Source organism: Psychrobacter sp. Arc29, assembly GCF_041431175.1.
In the GTDB taxonomy this organism is placed as follows: domain Bacteria; phylum Pseudomonadota; class Gammaproteobacteria; order Pseudomonadales; family Moraxellaceae; genus Psychrobacter.
On the sequence record NZ_JASMRR010000008.1, the window covers coordinates 115,257 to 135,550 of the forward strand.

Annotated in this window: 19 protein-coding genes and 1 pseudogene; 16 read left to right on the top strand and 4 right to left on the bottom strand. The window is 43.5% G+C overall.

Going from position 1 to position 20,294, the window contains the following annotated elements; genetic code table 11:
- Positions 1–28: 28 nt before the first annotated feature.
- The 10 genes from atpE (at position 29) to QO189_RS11570 (ending at position 9,888) form a co-directional block, all read left to right on the top strand.
- Positions 29–277, top strand: coding sequence for a F0F1 ATP synthase subunit C (gene atpE / locus QO189_RS11525; RefSeq protein ID WP_010197960.1), 249 nt, complete (start codon positions 29–31; stop codon positions 275–277).
- A gap of 117 nt (positions 278–394) precedes the next feature.
- On the top strand, positions 395–865 hold the full coding sequence (locus tag QO189_RS11530; RefSeq protein ID WP_058023503.1) for a F0F1 ATP synthase subunit B: 471 nt from the start codon (positions 395–397) through the stop codon (positions 863–865).
- 13 nt (positions 866–878) lie between these two features.
- Positions 879–1,502: a F0F1 ATP synthase subunit delta gene (locus QO189_RS11535; RefSeq protein WP_371532821.1), complete on the top strand. Its 624-nt coding sequence runs from the start codon at positions 879–881 to the stop codon at positions 1,500–1,502.
- 93 nt (positions 1,503–1,595) lie between these two features.
- Positions 1,596–3,140: a F0F1 ATP synthase subunit alpha gene (atpA, locus tag QO189_RS11540; RefSeq protein ID WP_371532822.1), complete on the top strand. Its 1,545-nt coding sequence runs from the start codon at positions 1,596–1,598 to the stop codon at positions 3,138–3,140.
- 209 nt (positions 3,141–3,349) lie between these two features.
- Positions 3,350–4,231 carry a F0F1 ATP synthase subunit gamma gene (gene atpG, locus QO189_RS11545; protein WP_371532823.1) on the top strand — a complete coding sequence of 294 codons (882 nt, stop codon included), beginning with the start codon at positions 3,350–3,352 and terminating at the stop codon, positions 4,229–4,231.
- Between the two features lie 38 nt (positions 4,232–4,269).
- Positions 4,270–5,703 (top strand): F0F1 ATP synthase subunit beta, encoded by a 1,434-nt coding sequence (atpD, locus tag QO189_RS11550; RefSeq protein WP_201601540.1) that lies wholly within the window; start codon positions 4,270–4,272, stop codon positions 5,701–5,703.
- 114 nt (positions 5,704–5,817) lie between these two features.
- The gene (locus QO189_RS11555) at positions 5,818–6,234 is read left to right on the top strand and encodes a F0F1 ATP synthase subunit epsilon (RefSeq protein WP_201601543.1); all 417 of its coding nucleotides are present in this window, start codon (positions 5,818–5,820) and stop codon (positions 6,232–6,234) included.
- Between the two features lie 621 nt (positions 6,235–6,855).
- On the top strand, positions 6,856–7,572 hold the full coding sequence (locus QO189_RS11560) for a response regulator (RefSeq protein ID WP_058023509.1): 717 nt from the start codon (positions 6,856–6,858) through the stop codon (positions 7,570–7,572).
- Positions 7,573–7,887: 315 nt separating this feature from the next.
- Positions 7,888–9,576 carry an ATP-binding protein gene (locus tag QO189_RS11565; RefSeq protein ID WP_201601548.1) on the top strand — a complete coding sequence of 563 codons (1,689 nt, stop codon included), beginning with the start codon at positions 7,888–7,890 and terminating at the stop codon, positions 9,574–9,576.
- A gap of 132 nt (positions 9,577–9,708) precedes the next feature.
- Positions 9,709–9,888 carry a hypothetical protein gene (locus QO189_RS11570; protein ID WP_238038631.1) on the top strand — a complete coding sequence of 60 codons (180 nt, stop codon included), beginning with the start codon at positions 9,709–9,711 and terminating at the stop codon, positions 9,886–9,888.
- 33 nt (positions 9,889–9,921) lie between these two features.
- Here the strand turns inward: QO189_RS11570 and QO189_RS11575 are convergent, their stop codons facing one another.
- Positions 9,922–11,406, bottom strand: coding sequence for an ATP-binding protein (locus tag QO189_RS11575; protein WP_371532825.1), 1,485 nt, complete (start codon positions 11,404–11,406; stop codon positions 9,922–9,924).
- Between the two features lie 437 nt (positions 11,407–11,843).
- On the opposite strand from QO189_RS11575, the gene rpsP reads away from it, so the two are divergent.
- From rpsP to rplS, 4 genes are all read left to right on the top strand, one after another.
- The gene (gene rpsP, locus QO189_RS11580) at positions 11,844–12,113 is read left to right on the top strand and encodes a 30S ribosomal protein S16 (protein WP_021812802.1); all 270 of its coding nucleotides are present in this window, start codon (positions 11,844–11,846) and stop codon (positions 12,111–12,113) included.
- Positions 12,114–12,277: 164 nt separating this feature from the next.
- Positions 12,278–12,811: a ribosome maturation factor RimM gene (gene rimM, locus QO189_RS11585; RefSeq protein ID WP_371532826.1), complete on the top strand. Its 534-nt coding sequence runs from the start codon at positions 12,278–12,280 to the stop codon at positions 12,809–12,811.
- A gap of 76 nt (positions 12,812–12,887) precedes the next feature.
- The gene (gene trmD / locus QO189_RS11590; protein ID WP_371532828.1) at positions 12,888–13,652 is read left to right on the top strand and encodes a tRNA (guanosine(37)-N1)-methyltransferase TrmD; all 765 of its coding nucleotides are present in this window, start codon (positions 12,888–12,890) and stop codon (positions 13,650–13,652) included.
- Between the two features lie 205 nt (positions 13,653–13,857).
- Positions 13,858–14,277, top strand: coding sequence for a 50S ribosomal protein L19 (rplS, locus tag QO189_RS11595; RefSeq protein ID WP_102093129.1), 420 nt, complete (start codon positions 13,858–13,860; stop codon positions 14,275–14,277).
- Between the two features lie 254 nt (positions 14,278–14,531).
- Here the strand turns inward: rplS and QO189_RS11600 are convergent, their stop codons facing one another.
- Positions 14,532–15,089: a DUF4442 domain-containing protein gene (locus QO189_RS11600; protein ID WP_201601563.1), complete on the bottom strand. Its 558-nt coding sequence runs from the start codon at positions 15,087–15,089 to the stop codon at positions 14,532–14,534.
- Positions 15,090–15,600: 511 nt separating this feature from the next.
- Between QO189_RS11600 and QO189_RS11605 the strand changes: the two genes are divergently transcribed.
- Together QO189_RS11605 and uvrC are read left to right on the top strand one after the other, a co-directional pair.
- The gene (locus tag QO189_RS11605; protein WP_371532829.1) at positions 15,601–17,127 is read left to right on the top strand and encodes a DUF3360 family protein; all 1,527 of its coding nucleotides are present in this window, start codon (positions 15,601–15,603) and stop codon (positions 17,125–17,127) included.
- Positions 17,128–17,279: 152 nt separating this feature from the next.
- On the top strand, positions 17,280–19,124 hold the full coding sequence (uvrC, locus tag QO189_RS11610) for an excinuclease ABC subunit UvrC (protein ID WP_371532830.1): 1,845 nt from the start codon (positions 17,280–17,282) through the stop codon (positions 19,122–19,124).
- Between the two features lie 104 nt (positions 19,125–19,228).
- Here the strand turns inward: uvrC and QO189_RS11615 are convergent, their stop codons facing one another.
- Both QO189_RS11615 and thyA read right to left on the bottom strand, forming a co-directional pair.
- Positions 19,229–19,819, bottom strand: coding sequence for a dihydrofolate reductase (locus tag QO189_RS11615; RefSeq protein ID WP_371532831.1), 591 nt, complete (start codon positions 19,817–19,819; stop codon positions 19,229–19,231).
- A 79-nt stretch (positions 19,820–19,898) separates the two neighbouring features.
- Positions 19,899–20,183, bottom strand: a pseudogene (thyA, locus tag QO189_RS11620) (thymidylate synthase); the annotation flags it as partial.
- Positions 20,184–20,294 lie beyond the last annotated feature (111 nt).

Genomic DNA, 20,294 nt, shown 5'->3' on the forward strand with positions numbered 1-20,294 from the left:
CATTCAATAGGTAAATGAGGATACATCAATGGATCCAGTATTAGGTGGTTACACAGTTATCGCAGTAGCACTACTTATCGGTCTTGGCGCACTTGGCACAGGTATTGGTTTTGCTATTCTAGGTGGTAAATTCTTAGAAGGCGTTGCTCGTCAACCAGAGCTTGGCTCACAGTTGCAAACTCGTATGTTCATCGTAGCAGGTCTTTTGGATGCTATTCCGATGATCGGTGTTGGTATTGCTATGCTATTGTTGTTCGCTAACCCTCTAGCAGGTTAATCCGAAAGCTCAGTTGTACATGTTTGGTGCTCAAGAGTTTTCTATTAAATATAGTCAAGATTTGACTACCAAACATGATCAATGAAACTGATTTTTCATTAACAAAGAGGTGATCACGTGAATATCAATTTTACCCTCGTCGGTCAAGCCATTGCTTTTGCAATATTTGTGATTTTTTGCATGAAATTCGTGTGGCCACCACTTATCGGTGCCATTAATGAGCGTCAGCGTAAAATTGCTGAAGGTCTGAATGCCGCAGAAAAAGCAAAAGCAGATTTGGCGACCGCGGAGCAAAATGTCCAGCAGGAACTTGATCTTGCAAAGACCAAGGCTGCCGCTCTAATCGAGCAAGCAAACAAGAGTGCCAATCAGCTCATCGAAGATGCAAAATCGCAAGCCCAAGCGGAAGGCGAGCGCATTCGTCAACAAGCGCAAGCGTCTATCGACCAAGAAATCAATCAAGCGCGTGAATCATTACGTGCCCAAGTTGCTGAACTGGCTGTACTTGGTGCAGAGAAGATTTTGCAAGACAAAGTCGATGTGCAAAAACATGCCAGTATGTTAGACCAACTGGCGGCGAAGCTGTAATTGTGAGGATATAATGGCTGACTTATCAACCTTAGCACGACCGTACGCTAAAGCCGCGTTTGACTATGCCAATGAAAACGGCGCTGTACACGAGTGGGAAGATTTCTTACTTGTCGCTAGCACTGTTGTCAATGACGAGTCGTTCAGTACTTGGCTAGACAATCCAGCTGTTTCTGCTGAGCATAAGTCAGCTGCTTTGGTCGATCTTTATGACTCACAAGTGGCCGGTGATAGCGACTCTGCTTTTAAACAGCTACTAGGCGAGAGCAAAGGTTCTCGCTACGGTAACAGTATTAGCTACCCTAAAGTATCACCCCAGCTCAATAATTTTGTTAAGCAGTTGGCGCAACAAGAGCGTCTAGCGCTGCTTCCTGAAGTTTATGAGCATTATCGCCGTCACAAGGCAATAAGCTTAAAGCAGCTTGACGCATATGTGACTTCTGCCTACCCATTGACTGATGACCAGCGTCAAATGCTACAAACGCGTCTTGCTACCTCGCTAAATGCCAGTGTAGTGATTCACGAATCAGTTGATCCAAGTTTATTGGCAGGCGCTACAATCAAAGTCGGTGATAAAGTCATTGATGATTCGATGCGCGGCAAGTTACAACAGTTAAAAACACAGCTAACTGCCTAATGCCATTTATCGACGCAGTCATATATCATCTGCGTCATAGCAAGAGCATTTGAGTCAGTGGGCGGGTTATCATAAATTAAAGGAAACAAGGCAATGCAACAATTGAATCCAGCGGAAATCAGTAACCTGATTAAGCAGCGTATTCAAGACCTTGATGCGGGTGCAACTGCAAAGAATGAAGGCACGATTGTCAAAGTATCTGACGGTATCGTGCAGATTCATGGTCTTGAAGATGCCATGTACGGCGAAATGATTGAGTTTGAAGGCGAAATCTACGGAATGGCTCTAAACTTAGAGCGTGATTCTGTTGGCGCGGTAGTACTTGGCGATTACCTAAAGCTGCAAGAAGGTCAAAAAGCCTATTGTACTGGTCGTATTCTTGAAGTACCAGTAGGTCCTGAGCTGTTAGGCCGTGTTGTTGATGCTTTGGGTAATCCTATTGATGGCAAAGGTCCGATCAATGCCAAGATGACTGATAAAGTCGAAAAGATCGCTCCAGGCGTTATCGACCGTCAGTCAGTAGACCAACCAGTAATGACTGGTTATAAAGCCGTTGATACCATGATTCCAATCGGTCGTGGTCAGCGTGAGCTTATCATTGGTGACCGTCAGACTGGTAAAACAGCGATGGCTATCGATGCGATCATTGCACAGAAAGCTTCTGGCATTAAATGTGTATACGTGGCTATCGGACAGAAACGTTCGACTATCGCTAACGTCGTACGTAAGCTTGAGCAAACTGGCGCATTAGAATATACCACTGTTGTGGTTGCTTCAGCGTCAGAGCCTGCAGCACTTCAGTACATCGCACCGTACTCAGGTTGTACGATGGGCGAATACTTCCGTGACCGCGGCGAAGATGCACTGATTGTATTTGATGATTTATCAAAACAAGCCGTTGCTTATCGTCAGATTTCACTACTATTACGCCGTCCGCCAGGTCGTGAAGCGTATCCTGGTGACGTATTCTATTTACACTCACGCCTACTTGAGCGTGCATCACGCGTAAATGCTGATTACGTAGAAAAGTTCACTAACGGTGAAGTGAAAGGTAAAACTGGTTCTTTAACCGCATTACCAATCATTGAAACACAAGCTGGTGACGTATCTGCATTCGTACCAACCAACGTGATTTCGATCACTGATGGTCAGATTTTCTTAGAGTCTAGTTTATTCGCCTCAGGTATCCGTCCAGCAGTCAACGCTGGTATCTCGGTATCTCGTGTGGGCGGGGCCGCTCAGACTAAGATCATCAAAAAGCTATCTGGTGGTATTCGTACCGCTCTAGCTCAGTATCGTGAACTAGCAGCATTTGCTCAGTTTGCATCAGATCTTGATGACGCAACTCGCGAACAGCTTGATCATGGTGAGCGCGTAACTGAATTGATGAAGCAGAAGCAATACCAGCCGATGTCAATCTCTGAGCAAGCAGCCGTTATCTATGCATCAAACGAAGGTTTCTTGGCTGACGTACCTGTAGAAAAGATTGGTTCTTTTGAAGAAGCATACTTGCGCTATATGCATGATGAGCAAAGTGAATTGATGCGTGAGATTGATGACACTGCGAACTACAATGATGATATCGCAGGTCGTTTAAAGTCAGCGTTAGAGACCTTTAAACAAAATCACAGTTATTAATTTAACGGGTTAAGCCGATTTGGTTATGACTGTCGTTTGAAAAGTGGCGCGTTGTCTGACTAGATATTTGCGCCACTGTTTTAACCATTACCGGTATTAGATCGCGTAATGCCACAAGATATAAAATGTTATTCTATAAGACTGATGTTGTATATCAAATGATTGTTGCATGCGCCAATGCTTTTTAACCCTCTTATATTGGAATCATTATGGCAAGCTTAAAAGAGATACGTGCCAAAGTCACCAGTATTAAAAGCACCCAGAAAATTACTCGTGCTATGCAAATGGTAGCGGCAAGTAAAATGCGCCGTGCCCAAGAGCGCATGGAAGTGGGTCGCCCGTATGCTGATAGTATGCGCCGGGTTATTTCACATTTGGTGCATGCCTCATCAGACTACAAACATCCGTATATGGTATCGCGTCCAGTCAATAAGGTTGGCTATATCGTCATTACCTCTGACCGTGGCCTAGCGGGTGGTTTGAATATTAACCTATTCAAAGCTTTATCTAAGAGTATCCAAGATTATCAAGATCAGTCAGTACAAGCTGAGTTTGCAGTCATCGGTGCCAAAGGTGTGAGTTTCTTCAAAAACTTTGGTGGTAAAGTCACATCGGCTGTGACCGACTATGGCGATAAACCGACGTTTGAGCAGTTGAATGCACCGGTTCAAGCTATGCTTGAAGACTATAGTAACGGCAATATTGACCGTATCTATGTGGTCTATAACCGATTCGTCAATGCGATGACTCAGAAACCAACAGTCAATCAGTTGGTTCCTCTACCAGAGCAGTCATTTGGTGATGAAGACAGTGGTCTACAGACAGAACTTAGCTGGGATTATATCTACGAGCCTGATATCAAGACGTTGATTGATGAATTGCTTGGTCGCTACATCGAGTCGATTGTTTATCAAGCGGTAATGGAAAACATTGCCTCTGAGCAGTCTTCACGTATGGTTGCGATGAAAGCGGCAACAGATAATGCTGGTGACCTTATTAACGATTTACAGTTGGTTTATAACAAGCTGCGTCAAGCGGCGATTACCCGAGAAATCTCGGAAATCGTTGGCGGTGCTGCTGCTGTTTCATAATTGACTACACCTATATATAGAAGTTCAAGGAGAACGCAATGAGTAGCGGTCGTATTGTACAGATTATTGGCGCGGTTCTTGACGTTGAGTTCAACCGTAATGAAGTTCCTCAAATTTTTGATGCCTTGCAAGTAGACGGTACCGAAACTACCCTAGAAGTACAGCAACAGCTAGGTGATGGTATCGTACGTACTATTGCAATGGGTTCAACCGAAGGTTTAAAGCGTAACCTACCTGTTACTAATACTGGTGCACCTATTTCTGTGCCTGTTGGTACTGGTACGCTAGGTCGCATCATGGATGTTCTTGGTCGTCCTATCGATGAAGAAGGTCCTGTTGTTGCTGACGATAAATGGTCTATCCACCGTGAAGCACCAAGCTACGCGGATCAGTCAAACAGCACTGAGCTACTAGAGACTGGTATTAAAGTTATCGATCTACTTTGCCCATTTGCTAAAGGTGGTAAAGTTGGTCTGTTCGGCGGTGCTGGTGTTGGTAAAACCGTCAACATGATGGAGCTGATCAACAACATCGCTCTAAAACATGAAGGTTTGTCAGTATTTGCTGGTGTTGGTGAGCGTACTCGTGAAGGTAACGATTTCTATCACGAAATGCAGGAAGCTGGCGTTGTAAACACTGAAGACTTCAGTAAGTCTAAAGTTGCAATGGTATATGGCCAGATGAATGAGCCACCGGGTAACCGTTTACGTGTTGCACTGTCTGGTTTGACCATGGCTGAGTACTTCCGTGATACCAAAGATCCTGTTACTGGCAAAGGTCGTGACGTGCTATTGTTTGTTGATAACATCTACCGTTATACGCTAGCGGGTACAGAAGTATCAGCACTACTTGGTCGTATGCCATCAGCGGTTGGTTATCAGCCAACACTAGCTGAAGAGATGGGCTTACTACAAGAGCGTATTACGTCAACTCAGTCAGGTTCTATTACGTCAGTTCAGGCGGTATACGTACCTGCGGATGATTTGACCGATCCATCACCTGCTACAACGTTTGCTCACTTGGATGCAACAGTTGTACTAAGCCGTGATATCGCATCACAAGGTATCTATCCTGCGGTTGATCCACTCGATTCAACCTCACGTCAGCTAGATCCACAAGTAATCGGCGAAGAGCATTACAATGTTGCTCGTGGTGTTCAGGAAGTTCTACAGCGTTATAAAGAGCTTAAAGACATCATCGCTATCTTGGGTATGGATGAGCTATCAGAAGAAGATAAACTGGTTGTTTATCGTGCTCGTAAGATTCAGCGCTTCTTGTCTCAGCCATTCCACGTAGCCGAAGTCTTCACTGGTGCACCTGGTAAATACGTACCACTACGCGATACCATTGCTAGCTTTAAAGCAATTATTGCCGGTGAATACGACGACCTACCAGAGCAAGCGTTCTACATGGCTGGTAGCATCGATGAAGTTGTTGCTAAAGCTGAAAAAATGAAGTCTAAGTCAGCGTAAGTTGTATGCGCATAAGCTAACGAGTAGATATAATATAAACCTTATATCTACTCTTCAGTAACGCATCGCAGTTTTACTGTTTTTTGATCGCGCTTTTATGGTAAGGAGTTAAGTATGGCAACGTTACAATGTCGCGTCGTAAGTGCTCGTGAAGAGTTATATTCAGGCGAAATTAGCATGTTAATAGCTACTGGTACCGAAGGCGAGATTGGTGTATTGCCAGGTCACACACCGCTTATTACTTTGCTAAAACCGGGTGCAATGCGAGTGCAAAAAGCAAACGGCGAAGAAGAAGTGATCTATGTTTCAGGTGGCGTATTAGAAGTACAACCAAAAATGGTTACCGTATTGGCTGATACGGCCATGCGTGCGCACAATCTTGACGAAAGCAAAATCGTTGAAGCACGTAGAAAAGCGGAGCAAATGCTGGTCAATCAATCTGATACACTACAAACCAATGCGGCTTTGGCCTCACTTGCAGAGTCAGTAGGACAACTACAGACTATTCGTAAGTATAAAAACCGCGCATAATTCATTACTGATAGTTCTAGCTAATCATTTAGAGTTATCGCTAGAAGTAATGATAAAAAAACAGTCCATTATATGGACTGTTTTTTTATGTCTGTTCGTTAATGATTGATTCACTTTATCATGATTGACCTCGATAAGCTCTGAGGTATGAATAAATGAATTCTCTATTCTTTAAAGTAAAATCGTTCATCTATGATTGAGAGAAACAATATTAGAATATTCCGAAAAGTTACTGGCGACAATCGTAATATGTCGTTATATTAGATAATGGAACATCGTAAATAAACAGCGATGATTGAGTGTATTTGAGCAACCTTAATCATTCATTTGATAATTTATATGCACTTAGATATTAAGTAGTCTGCAAAAGTAAAACCATTCGCTAATGCGGAAATATATGACATTATTTTTGGACGTAAACTAAAGTTTTAGTCGATGTAGTTTATAGGTTTTGTTAACGACTATCAGCTATAGTATAGGAAGCGATACGTTTAATAGTATACTGTGCTGCTAAGTTTGTAACAGCTATACGAACATCGATTGTGCCACTTTATGGTGCTATTAATTTTTACCGCTCTTACTTTTACTGCTTTTAAATTAGATGTATTAGAGGATATAACAATGACAACGACTGAAGAAGACAACACCCCCCGAATCTTGATTGTTGAAGATGATGAGCGTCTGGCCATGTTGACTCAAGATTACTTGGTCAAAAATGGTTTAGAAGTAGCAATTGAAACTGATGGTAACCGTGCTATACGCCGTATCGTCAATGAGCAACCAGACATGGTCGTACTTGATGTTATGCTTCCTGGTAGCGATGGTCTGACCGTATGCCGTGAAGTGCGCCCGCATTATCAAAATCCAATTTTGATGTTGACTGCACGTACTGAAGATATGGATCAAGTATTAGGTCTTGAGATGGGTGCTGACGATTATGTTGCCAAGCCTGCTCAGCCACGTGTATTGCTTGCTCGTATTCGTGCCTTGCTACGTCGTTCAGAAAATGCACCATCAGAAGACGTGCCACAGCGTCTAGAATTTGGCGAGTTGGTCATTGATAACGGTGGTCGTTCAGTCAATCTAGGTGACGAATTGGTTGATTTCACCAGTGCAGAATACGATCTACTATGGTTGCTTGCGTCTAACGCAGGCCGTATCTTATCTCGTGAAGATATTTTTGAGCGTCTACGCGGTATTGAATATGATGGACAAGATCGTTCAATCGATGTGCGCATCTCACGTATCCGTCCAAAAATCGGTGATGATCCAGAAAATCCAAAACGTATCAAGACAGTACGTAGTAAGGGTTATCTGTTTGTGAAAGAAGGTAACTAAGTCATTTTTGCTCATTTAATGACTGAATATTGATAGCCGTTTGAAAAAACCAGCCTAGTTGCTGGTTTTTTTGTGGCTAAATTCTAATTTTTGAACTTAAATGCGGTGTTATGTGGTTTAATTAAGCACTTATTATAGACGTGAACTAAATGCATAAGATGTCTATTCTGTTTGGATGATCATTGCATATCCATTAAAATATACTATTTAGCGTCTGATAATCCTATTCAACAGTGTTCGATATCAATCACATAGCAGCGATTATATGCTAGATGATGTCAGCAGTTTTTATTTATTAAGTTGGTCACGGCACGTATGTCATTAGTCTCTTCTTTAAAACACAGTATTTTTGTTCGTATCTATGCAGGACTACTCATAGTCTGTTTGTGCGTAGCATTGTTTGCGCAGTTATTGATGGGTACTATCAATAAGGAGCGTGTACAGTCCTACCGTGAAAACATGGCAATGGGGGCTTTTCATTTGGTGAGCGAAGGTATCTCTCACCAAAATACTGCAGAAGAGCGTGAATACTGGCTGTCTGATGCCAGTAGTTTGTTTGGTGCAAATTTCAAAATCATACCTATTGATGAAGTAGATTTTACTGCCAGCGAGCTACGACGCTTTAAAAATGATAATACGGTCGTTCGTTACGTCGAACAGCCTGTGTATGCAGATGTTTATTATCGTCTGCCGGATAATGAGAATGTCCTAACAGCACGGATATCGGAAGTCACGGAGCAGCAAGTCAGAGCAATTGCTGTCTTTTTGTTGGACGATTTGTCTTATGAAGTCACCTTGTCTGATAAACGCGCGCGCTTGGCTGAACTTGAGGAGAAATTTTCTTTCCCTCTGGCATTTGTACCTGTTAACACGCTCGATTTAGATTCAGATCAAATGTCACGCCTACGCCGTGATGAAGTGGTCATCTCATTACAAGACCCTAATAGTAGTACCAGTAGTTCGGCCATCAAGATAGTAGTTCCGTCTGAAATTAATGACATGGCAGTCTTGATAGGCCCTGTACCATTGTTTAACTGGTTCCCACTTAATTTAATTATTAGTATGATCCTGATTAGTATGTTTTTAATCAGTTTGGGTGTTTATGCGCTCATTTTCCCACTTGAGCGCAAGCTGCAGCTGATTCAAGTTGGTGTTAATGAGGTGAGTAAGGGCAACCTTGATATTCAAGTACAGGTAATTGGTCAAGATGAGATCGCACGTTTATCAGCGACCTTTAACGCGATGACGTCACATATTAAGCGTTTGATTGAGTCGCAGCGAGAGCTCACGCGAGCCGTATCACATGAGCTTCGTACGCCAGTTGCGCGTATTCGATTTGCGGTAGATATGCTGGCTGATACTGACGACGAAGATTCACGCTTTATGCAGCGTGACTATATTGATGAAGATATCGAATCACTTAATGGTTTGATTGATGAGATTTTGACTTATGCCAAGCTCGAAGAGGGTTCGCCAAAATTAGATTTAGAACCAGTAAATCTCAGAGAACTGCTACAGCAGATTGAGCGTGAGACCAATGCACTAGGTAAGCCGATTAAAATAGTGACCAACTTGCCAAATGCGAAAGTAACCGCGATTGCCGATCGACGCTATCTGCACCGTGTGATTCAGAATCTTGCAGGTAATGCTTTACGTTATGCCGAGACCACGATCATTATTAGTGCTGGTGTCAAAAAGGGTAATGCATTTGTCAGCGTCGAAGATGACGGTCATGGGATTCCTGAGGCTGATCGTGAAAAAGTATTTATACCGTTTTCGCGCTTGGATGATAGCCGTACACGAGCATCAGGCGGCTACGGTCTAGGCTTGTCTATTGTATCGCGCATTGCCTTTTGGTTTAATGGTAGTATGAAGGTAGATGAGAGCCGAGATCTTGGCGGCGCAAGATTCGTAATGACATGGCCTATCAAGCCGCTCACACAAATTTTGGCTGCTGACGAATTGACGCAAGAAAAAAGCGAACGCGATTTTGACACTAAATAACAATGCTGAACAATGATGACAAGTAAAAAATTTGTCATCATTAAACGAACCTGATTACCAATATTTTGATAATCAGGTGTCCTGTTTGCGGCAGCTTATTCTAGGGTAGTTTGACAATATAGGAGGCAAAGGATGCCATATTTATTTGGTGGCTTGGTACTATTGAATGCGATCACGCTCGGTTACTACTTGTTTCTAAAGCAGCCATCAACAACCCAAACGCTAAAGACAGCCAAAGAAGAGATTACTCAGCCATTGACATTTACCAATAGTGCTGAATATATTCCGCCTATCATTGGCAGCAAAGATTAATTTATCCACGCAGGGTTTGTCTAAGCGATAGTGTTAAGGATTTTCTGCATTCGATGTAATATTATCGACTGTAGATGTGTCATCGGCTGCATCAGCAGCCAAAGTACTGTCTCCAGCAACTTTAGAGAGTAGGGGTATACGCACACATACTTGCAACCCACCATCAGGGTGATTAATGGCCTCGACCGTACCATGGTGTAACCGCGCAATGCGATCTACAATGGCCAGCCCTAGACCGCTACCTTGGGTAGTGCGTGCGGTCTCCCCACGCTCAAATGGCTGCATGATACGCTCCAATTGATCCTCTGCCACACCGTCACCGCAGTCACGCACACAAATCATCAGTTGCTCTTGTGCTTCCTTATTGACAACGTTTTCACTGACGACATCGCTATCTTCTTCTTCAACCGTTTCTATAAATGTTGGTATCACCGTGGCTGATAGATAAATCGGCGGTTTGCCATAACGATTGGCGTTATTGATCAGATTAATGATGAGACGCTTGATGGATAAGGGGCGTACAGGAACGACCTTGTGACATTCTGATTGATAAACGAACTTCATGGGTGCAAACTGCACCATGATCTCATTAAATATCGTGTCCAAATTGGTCAAGCTAACTGGCTCATCGGAACCATCTTTCATAAATGAGATGAACTGCTCCAAAATCGCATCCATATCCTCAATGTCGTAAATTAGCCCTTCACGAAAAAAATCATCTGGCAACATCTCAGCAGTCAGACGCATACGAGTCAATGGTGTCCGCAGGTCATGTGAGATACCAGCGAGCATAATAGTTCGCTCTTTTTGTGCTTGATTTAACGTTGTAAATAGACGGTTGAAAGCCATGTTTACTTGACGTATTTCGGTAGGGCCTTTTTGCGTTGGTAGCGTGGTCGCATGACCCAGACGAATATAGTTAGTCGCTGCACGTTGTAAATAACGTAAAGGACGGTTCAATTGCCTAGCTAACAAAATAATGGTCAGCAGCGATAAGATAGGCAATCCAATCAAAAACAATATGAGCAATGTTGGGCTGTACTGCGAGTAGTAAACCACTGGCTCACGAATCCAGAAGCTGTCATCGCGACTGTCTTGTACCCAAAGCTGCGGTGTTGGTTTGAACTTGAAATAAACTTCGACAGGTCGACCCAGCTGTGCACCAATCTCATACTGAAGTACATCAGTAAAGAAGCTCACAAATGCTTTGTCAGCCACCTCTGGAAAGTCACTGGGATTGTTCACCACCACGACATGAGAATGTTGATAAACCCATTGGCGGATATCAGGACGATATTGCCAGTCTTTATTCACACTATTAATTAATCGCAGCTCGCTTGTCAAATAACGCGCATGGTTTTTGAGTTCTGGTAGGTACAGACTGCGCCAAAAGAATAAAATCGACAAACTCACACTGATGAGAACAATAAAAGCGACCATCAAGGTTGTCAGCCAAGTATTAGAATAAGAACGTGGTAGCCAACCTTTGCGACGGGGCTTTGAGTTTGGAGTAATCATATAAATCCAGCAGATTAAGAAAATGTCTGATTAAATTTGGTTTTGAGTTAAGCCGCGATTGTATTTTTGAGAAGGAGCGGGTTATTTCTAAACATGGTGGCTGAGATTAGGGTGTGCCAGTCTACTTCAACACACCATAGAATAGCATAATCAATGAACCGTACTGTGAGGCTATTTATTTAGGCAGTTCGTTATGTACCTCTCCAATATTTTAATAATATCAAACCTAAAGCGCGGTATATTTTAGTAACTGATTAGGATAGAGAGTCTTTAATAATTGTATAAAACGCATGGTTATGCTCGATTATGTTTTACATAGACTGGTATTTAAGCTATTGTTAATAAATAATTAAATATGCACAGTTTATGTTTTCAACAAATAAAGACTGTGATATAATTATGCCCTTTTTGGTATACCTGCGAAAGAGAGAATTCACATGGTTGTTATTCGTTTAGCACGGGGCGGTGCCAAGAAACGCCCATTTTATCAAGTAGTTGTTGCTGATCAACGCCGCGCGCGTGACGGTCGCTATATTGAAAACATCGGCTTTTTTAACCCACTCGCTAAAGAGTCTGAAGAAGCAGTACGCCTAAACATGGAAGCGTACAATGCGTGGATCGCAAAAGGTGCACAACCTTCAGATCGCGTTGCTTCATTAGCAAAAGCTTACAACAAGTCTGCAGCACAAACTGAAGCAACTGCTTAAGTTTTCGTTGTTATTGAGCCACTTGTAGTATGACTACAAGACGACTCAGTAGACTTAGAATACATAGCGTAACTGGTCTGACCAGGGTGCGCCATTAACTGTTTATCGCTTTTGACACAATTGTTTTTGCAATTGCTGTTTTAATCATTGTTAGGTTAGCTGCTATGTCATCCACTCTAAACGCTAGTGCCCTTATGAAAATCGGTCAACTTAAGAAGCCTTATGGCATCAAAGGTTGGCTTTGGGTGTTTAGTGATACAGATGATCGTACAGCGATATTCAATATGAAGCCGTGGTGGATGAAAACTGCTACTGGCATGAAACCTTTGACTGTGAAAGCTTGGCGTGAGCAAGGCACAGGAATTGTGGCTCAATTTGAGCAGATTCCTGATCGCAATGTTGCTGAGACCATGAACGGTGTTACCGTTTGGGTCGAACAAAACGTCTTGCCGGAAACAGCTGAAGACGAATATTATTGGTCGGATTTGGTCGGTCTGCGCGTGATGAACGAGCAGAACGAGTATCTAGGCAATATCACTGAAATGTTTGAAACTGGTGCCCATGACATCATGCGCGTGGCAGCCAATTCAGACAGTTTGGATAATGAAGAGCGCCTAATTCCATGGCATAAGCAAACTGTGATAGAGGTCGATATGACTGAAAAAACAGTACTTGTGGCATGGCAGAGTGATTATTGATATCAATTCTGGCTCTTAGTCAAATGTTATTGATAGTCACACCGATTGTTTTAGCCTCAATGCAAGTAGACATCAGATGTATTTTGCCGTAATTAGTATTTTTCCTGAGATGTTTGCTACGATTCGTGAGTTTGGAATCACGGGACGGGCAGTGACTCAGGAGCAAGTTACGATTGAATGCATTAATCCACGTGATTATACCACTGATAACTATCGCCGTATTGACGAGCGCCCGTATGGTGGCGGTCCTGGGATGGTGATGATGGCTGAGCCATTGTCAAAAGCCATTGAAGATGCACGCTTGCATGCCAAGCAATACGGTTGCCGTGTCGATAGTGAGCATTGTCCGGTGATTTATATGTCACCGCAAGGGCAAACGCTTAGTGAGAGTAGCGTCGTCAGTATGACTGATTATGACGGCATGATTTTATTATGCGGTCGTTATGAAGGCATCGACGAGCGCCTGCTGTCACAATATGTCGATATGGAAGTATCACTAGGTGATTACGTGTTGACTGGTGGTGAGCTACCAGCAATGGTGCTGATGGATAGTGTGATACGTCGTCTACCCGATATCATGGGTGATGATAAGTCAGCAGAGCAAGACTCGTTTGTCGATGGCTTGCTTGATTGTCCACACTATACCAAGCCGCATGAGTTTGCGGGTATGGCGGTTCCTGAAGTGTTACTTTCGGGTCACCATGCCAATATCGCTAAGTGGCGCTTTAGTCAGCAAGTCAGTCGTACGCAAGCGCGTCGTCCGGATTTGTGGCAAGCGTTTACTCCGACGGTAGAGCAAGCGAAGTGGCTTAAAGCACTAGCAAAAGCAGATAAAAAGTAGGTTGTTGATACCTGATTTTATCGTCATTAAGCTTGATAAACAGTTAAGAAACGGAATTTTGAGCAATAATAAAACGAGTCATCGCATAGTGGCCGTTGGTTATAACCCATTTATGTTGTATCTCACTATAAAGAGATACGATTAATTATTACAAACAGGTGATATGCGTAAAGCCTCTATTATCTAATGTGAGGAGATAACTCTCATGAGCAACAAGCATCCATTGGTTCAGGTCATCGAAAACGCTCAATTGATCGAGCGCCCAAACTTTGCACCCGGCGATACCGTTGTGGTACAAGTAAAAGTACGTGAAGGTGAGCGTGAGCGTTTACAGGCTTTTGAAGGCGTTGTAATTGCTAAGCGTAACCGCGGTTTAAACTCAGCGTTTACCGTACGTAAAATCTCAAGCGGCGTTGGCGTTGAGCGTGCATTCCAATTGCACTCACCAATCATCGATAGCATTGAAGTGAAACGTCGTGGTGCTGTTCGCCGTGCGAAACTGTACTACTTACGTGAGCGTTCTGGTAAATCAGCACGTATCCGCGAAAAACTTGCGCCACGTCCAGCTCAGAAAAAGACTGACGCTGGCGTACCTGATGCAGTTGATACTGCACCTGGTATCTAAGTACAAGTTTGCCGTTTTGAGTTGATTGTATGGTTTTAGAATTGACTCAAAACAAGGTAATAGTAGATACAAGCCCTTATTCATAGGTTTATTTATAAATAAGCGGGCCATACCAAAAAAGACAAAACCCCAATCTATGCGAATGCTGGATTGGGGTTTTTGTATGTGAACGCTTATCAATTTAGGCTTGCGGGGTGATTAGCTGGATATTAACAGATGATAGGTGCTACTTTTTGCGAATAGTCGAAAACTATTCAGGTATGGGGCGTTTCAATTCGGCTAGCTTGCTCTTTAGATTTGCTGTATTTGCGTAGTCTGATATACAAGGTTTTGGTGACGGTAGCAATGAGTTTTTGCTGGTCGTCTACGATATCGACTTTATATTCACGAAACACAGGTTCACCGTCTTTTGCCAACTCTTGAATGGTAATCACCTCAGTGCTAGGTATTTTCATTCGTGCTGTGACTCTGCTATTTCCCGGTGCGATAAAATCGATATTTGAGCTTTTGTCCCAGACCACATAGTTGCTACCCAATTGATGCATCAGCATGAGCATATAGAAGGGATCAACCATAGAATACAAGCTACCACCGAATTGAGTACCGACGATATTTTTGTTGAGAGTGGTCAGTCCCATGCTGACCACACACAATCCCTGATCGAGGCTGATGTGGTCGATTTTGATGCCTGCGCCGATATAGGGTGCGTAAGTATTGAGTCGCAGCTTTAGTAGGTGCGGGGTCAGTAGCGGCATGATACTTTGCTTGGCTCGACGCTTCAAAGTCTCAAAATTGCTGGGTAGTACACTCATAAATCTATCCTGTTGCTTTTGTTGATTTTTCAGTGATATGGGTAGCGCTGTTTTTTAGTGTTTGCTATTAGATGATAAACGACAAAGACATTTATCATAGTTAAAAATGACTGCGCTCGCTAGTTTTAAAGCGTAACTGAGCATAGTCTTTATAGCTATCGCAAAGCAATATTTAGTATTTATTATAACTATCTTTAGTATTTAGTTATATGATAAAAAATATTCAGATGTAAGTCATTCTTAAGTAAACTGGCCTTTGATTTAATTTTACGTCCAAATTGGCGCTGTTTTTTCCTATTAGTTTCCTATTAAGTTCATTCCTGTATCCAATGAAAACTTTAATTTATATATTATAACGATACACATAGTCTCTTTAATTCACCTTAAATTCGCATTTTCTTATCCCTTAACATACAATGGTTTTCCGCTTATTGTGACCGACCGGTCATTTAGCGAATATCAAATTAAAATCGTTAGCCAATTAAAAATGCAATCAACACAAGGAAATGTGATGAGTAACATTCAGACCTCATCTTTAAGGTCTAACACGCCGGAATCAAATCCAGAAAATCAAGATAGCGAATTGCAAGGCAGCTACATAGATTTGCATAAGCCAAGCTCAAGCTTTGATAGTCGTGACGCTTATCTAAATCATGAATTGCAAATCATGCAGCCAAAACGCTGGCGTCCCAATTTACCATTCCGTGATTATCGTTTTGAGTATGAAGATACCATCCCAGCGATGGCAGCAACCATCGGTAAAGTGGTCATGGTGGGCGCGATTGCGGCAACCTTTGCAGGACCACTCGGCCTAGGTGATGCGTTTGTTTTAGAAAACGTCCGTTATGAGCTGTTGATTGTCTCGTTCTTTATTGTCTTGTTTTCTGGATTTCTACTACCGACGGCCAACTTAGCTGGTACTCATGGGCCACTTATTCCATTGATTCCCATTGTTGTTACTGCAGGTGGTCATCCGATGGCTTTTGGCCTACTGATTGGGGCTTTTGGTCTGCTGCTCGCTATTAGTAAAGGGGGGAGCTTACTGGCCAATTTGACCAGCAAAGGCGTATGTGGTGGCCTGTTGATTTACTTGGGCTTTATTGGTACGACGTCACAGGTTAAGAACCTTTTTGCTTGGGCAGAAGGGATCGGCATGTCGCACATTGCTTTCTTTATTATTTTAGCGACTATCCTGCTATATGCATTACTTGAACATTGGCAAAAACGTTGGCTTGCGGTTCCGCTCAGCTGCGTGTTAGGTGGTGGTCTTGCTTTTGCATTGGGCGCACCTTTTGCGTTCAAAACAGCACCAGGTCTACCGCATATGAACCCGATGTATTGGTGGGGTGAGAACACAGGTTGGATGTTAGGGCTACCGACGATTGAAAGCTTCATTGTGGTATTGCCGTTTGCTATTTTAGCTGTGGCAATGTGGTCACCAGATTTCTTAGGGCATCAGGTATTCCAAAAAATCAGCTATCCTAAGCGTACTGAAAAAGTGCTTATGGACATCGATGACACGATGACCAGCGCGTCATTCCGTCAGGTAGTGGGCTCCGTATTGGGCGGTGCCAACTTTGCGTCATCTTGGGGAACGTATATTGTTCCTGCAGCGATTGCTAAGCGTCCGATTCCTGCCGGTGCTTTATTGACGGCCTTGTTCTGTATTATCGCAGGTGTCTGGGGCTATCCAATGGATTTGGCTATCTGGCAACCAGTGATGTGCGTGGCATTGATCGTTGGGGTGTTTATCCCACTCTTAGAGGCTGGCATGGAGATGACGCGCGAAGGTAAAACCACGCAGTCTGCTGCTATTGTGGTGTTTGCTTCTGCCTTGGTGAATCCAGCTTTTGGTTGGTCACTCACGCTATTGCTTGATAATTTGGGCTTGATTGGCTCAAAAGAGCGCAGTGCTAGTTTGACTAAAATGAGCCGCTGGATCATACCGGGTATTATGTTTGTGGTACTGACTGGTGTCATGGCTATCGTTGGCATGTTGCCGGGTATTCCAGCGTTGATGGCAAACTTCCGTCATTAGGCCATTGATGATTAGCATATAACTGAACAAACGAAGTCAGCATAAAGCTGGCTTTTTTATGCGTGCTATTGAGGCAATAATCAGCTTGCAAAACCACGATTCCTGCCCCATAACTAGCAGTATTACTAAGATTTTTAAGAGCAATACATTCTATGGTTACTGTCTCAGAATCGAGTCCTGTCGATGATAAAAAAGCCCGTCTTAAGCATCTGATCAAGAACCTGCCTAATTTGCCAGGGGTATATAAGATGCTGGGCAAAAACGGCGATATTTTATACGTTGGTAAAGCCAAGTCGCTAAAGAGCCGCGTGAATAGCTATTTTGCCAAGACGATTGATCATCCAAAGACGCGGGCGCTAGTAGCACGGATTCATAATATTGAGACGATTATCACGCGTAGTGAGACCGAAGCGCTGTTGCTCGAGCAGAACTTGATTAAAGAGTATCGCCCGCCTTATAACGTCTTGCTGCGTGATGATAAGTCATATTTATACGTGTTTATCTCAGCGGATAAGCCTTATCCACGTTTGGCGTATGGCCGCGGCAAAGGCAACCATCAAAAAGGCCGTTTCTTTGGCCCCTTTCCATCCGCCCATGCAGCAAAAGAAACGCTGGTGTTGATGCAAAAAATGTTTCAAATGCGCCAATGTACCAACACCTTTTTTAAGCAGCGTCAGCGTCCTTGTCTGGAATATCAGATTAAGCGTTGCCGTGCGCCCTGTGTCGGATTGGTATCACCAGAAGAGTATAAAGAGGACGTTAATAATACCATTCGGTTTTTGAAGGGTGATTCTAGCGATATTCATAGTACGCTGATTGAGAAGATGGAAGGCGCGGCTGAAGCACTAGATTTTGAAAAAGCCGTCCTTTATCGTGATCAGCTTTCGATGCTACGCGAAGTGCAAGCAAAGCAGGCCGTCTATACGGTGCAAGGTGAGGCAGATGTGATAGCCATTGCCAGTCAAGCGGGCATGACTTGTGTCAACGTGCTAACCGTACGCGGTGGTCGCGTGTTAGGCGGCAAAAACTATTTCCCTGATGTGGACAGTAGCGAGCCGCTAGCAGATAACCTATCAGCTTTTATTACCTCGTTTTATTTTCAGGTGACGGATGATCTGCCAGCAGAGATTATATTAAGCCATGAGATTCCTGATCAGGTAGCAGTAAGCGAAGCATTAGCAACGCATTTTGGCAATAAAGTGGTCATCAAAACCAATGTGCGTGAGCATCGCTCAGAGTGGCTGGACTTGGCAACGCTGAATACCAGTAATGCGCTAAAAACCAAATTGGGCGATTATTTAGAGCTGCATGCACGCTTTGGCGCGCTAAAAGACGTACTGGCTGAGGTGACTGATCGCACCATTGATCGTATCGAGTGTTTTGATATCTCTCATACCATGGGCGAGGCGACCATTGGTAGTTGCGTCGTCTTTGATCAAGGCGGCGCGCGCAGGCGTGACTACCGTCAATATGCGATTCATGATATCCAAGGCGGCGATGACTATGCAGCGATGAAACAAGTGCTGACAAGGCGGTATAAAAAGCAGCCGTTACCTGATTTACTATTGATTGATGGCGGTAAGGGTCAGCTTAGTATGGCAAAAGAAGTACTGGTTGAATTGGGCATTCTTGGTGATACCTTGCTCATTGGCGTTGCTAAAGGAGAAGGGCGTAAGGCGGGACTCGAAGTCTTGCACTTTTTAGATCATGAGCCGCTTGATTTACCAATGGATAGCAAGGCGCTACATTTACTGATGCACATTCGTGATGAGGCGCATCGTTTTGCGATTACCGCGCACCGTAAAAAACGCGATAAGCGTCGTTCATCATCGGTGCTTGAGGTCATACCCGGTCTAGGTGAAAAGCGCCGCCGCGACTTGCTCAATCACTTTGGAGGTATGCAGCAACTGCTTGGCGCGTCACAGCAGGAGCTAGCCGGTGTGCAAGGGATTGGGCCCGTACTGGCGAAGACGGTTTATAAAGTGCTGCATGAATAGCTTGATCTATTATTTCCACCATTAACTTGATAACGTCCAAAAAAAGGGGCTACCGCAGATAATTTAATTTATTTGCGGCAGCCCTTTTTTGAGTCAATCAAATACTATGAGTCAGTTTTCTCTACTTTATAAGTCACAAATTTAAAGCTTAAATCACTTTTTTCGTCATGCATCTGCTCAGACTCATCAGCTACTTTATAGCGCGCAGGTAGCTTAGGATAAAAAGCATCGCCATCGGTAATGTCGGTGTCTACGTGCGTCAGCTCAATGCGATCCGTGTACATCATGGCATCATTGAATATACGCTCACCGCCGATCACCCAAATAGTATCTAAATGTAGTCCATGTGCCAAACTTGCGGCATGCGTCAGGGCGTCATCTAAGTTGTGAACCACATGCGCATGGGCGTGTCCTACCAATCTTTTTTGCTTTGCGTAGTCCATCTGAGTGGAGACAATGAAGTTCACACGCTTTGGTAAGGGCTTACTACCCATTGATTCAAACGTCTTGCGACCCATGATGACAATACCCTGCATATCGCTACTCGAGGCCGTATTCTGCGGGTCACGTGTGGTCAATTGTTTAAAGTGCTGCAGGTCTTGTGAGATATGCCACGGCAGCTCATTGTTCTTACCGATACAGCGATTGCTACTTATGGCGGCGATTTGGGCAACTTCGGTGTGGGCATAGCTCATAATGTGTCCTTTCTATTATATTTTTAAACGTCTGTATTTTAACTCACAGTCTTATTTATTGTCGTGCATGAGACGTACTTTAAACGGCAACTTTGGCTTTGATCGTCGGATGAGACTCATAGTTATTGACGCTAATATCGTCGTATTCAAAGGCAAAAATATCTTTAACCTCTGGGTTCAGTGTCAATGTTGGCGGCGTATATAGCGAGCGTGTTAGTTGTAGCTCAGCTTGCTCACGGTGGTTTTGGTAAATATGGCAATCACCACCTGTCCAAACAAATTCACCGACCTCTAAGCCGCAAACCTGCGCAACCATATGCGTCAATAACGCATAGCTGGCAATGTTAAATGGCACACCTAGGAAATTTACAACCCCTAATTTATGCACAAGTCGTTTTATTTTCTAATGTAGAGCGCTACATTCCGACTGTGCATTTTTAATTCTGCACAATACGGTCTGTGTAAACGGTCAGTT

Coding starts and splice junctions, on each gene's coding strand:
- atpA (WP_371532822.1), top strand. CDS start 1,596: ATGCAACAATTGAATCCAGCGGAAATCAGTAACCTGATTAAGCAGCGT.
- rimM (WP_371532826.1), top strand. CDS start 12,278: ATGTCATCCACTCTAAACGCTAGTGCCCTTATGAAAATCGGTCAACTT.
- QO189_RS11605 (WP_371532829.1), top strand. CDS start 15,601: ATGAGTAACATTCAGACCTCATCTTTAAGGTCTAACACGCCGGAATCA.
- QO189_RS11615 (WP_371532831.1), bottom strand. CDS start 19,819: ATGAGCTATGCCCACACCGAAGTTGCCCAAATCGCCGCCATAAGTAGC.
- atpE (WP_010197960.1), top strand. CDS start 29: ATGGATCCAGTATTAGGTGGTTACACAGTTATCGCAGTAGCACTACTT.
- QO189_RS11600 (WP_201601563.1), bottom strand. CDS start 15,089: ATGAGTGTACTACCCAGCAATTTTGAGACTTTGAAGCGTCGAGCCAAG.
- rplS (WP_102093129.1), top strand. CDS start 13,858: ATGAGCAACAAGCATCCATTGGTTCAGGTCATCGAAAACGCTCAATTG.
- uvrC (WP_371532830.1), top strand. CDS start 17,280: ATGGTTACTGTCTCAGAATCGAGTCCTGTCGATGATAAAAAAGCCCGT.
- rpsP (WP_021812802.1), top strand. CDS start 11,844: ATGGTTGTTATTCGTTTAGCACGGGGCGGTGCCAAGAAACGCCCATTT.
- QO189_RS11555 (WP_201601543.1), top strand. CDS start 5,818: ATGGCAACGTTACAATGTCGCGTCGTAAGTGCTCGTGAAGAGTTATAT.
- QO189_RS11535 (WP_371532821.1), top strand. CDS start 879: ATGGCTGACTTATCAACCTTAGCACGACCGTACGCTAAAGCCGCGTTT.
- QO189_RS11570 (WP_238038631.1), top strand. CDS start 9,709: ATGCCATATTTATTTGGTGGCTTGGTACTATTGAATGCGATCACGCTC.
- trmD (WP_371532828.1), top strand. CDS start 12,888: ATGTATTTTGCCGTAATTAGTATTTTTCCTGAGATGTTTGCTACGATT.
- atpD (WP_201601540.1), top strand. CDS start 4,270: ATGAGTAGCGGTCGTATTGTACAGATTATTGGCGCGGTTCTTGACGTT.
- QO189_RS11560 (WP_058023509.1), top strand. CDS start 6,856: ATGACAACGACTGAAGAAGACAACACCCCCCGAATCTTGATTGTTGAA.
- QO189_RS11575 (WP_371532825.1), bottom strand. CDS start 11,406: ATGATTACTCCAAACTCAAAGCCCCGTCGCAAAGGTTGGCTACCACGT.
- QO189_RS11565 (WP_201601548.1), top strand. CDS start 7,888: ATGTCATTAGTCTCTTCTTTAAAACACAGTATTTTTGTTCGTATCTAT.
- atpG (WP_371532823.1), top strand. CDS start 3,350: ATGGCAAGCTTAAAAGAGATACGTGCCAAAGTCACCAGTATTAAAAGC.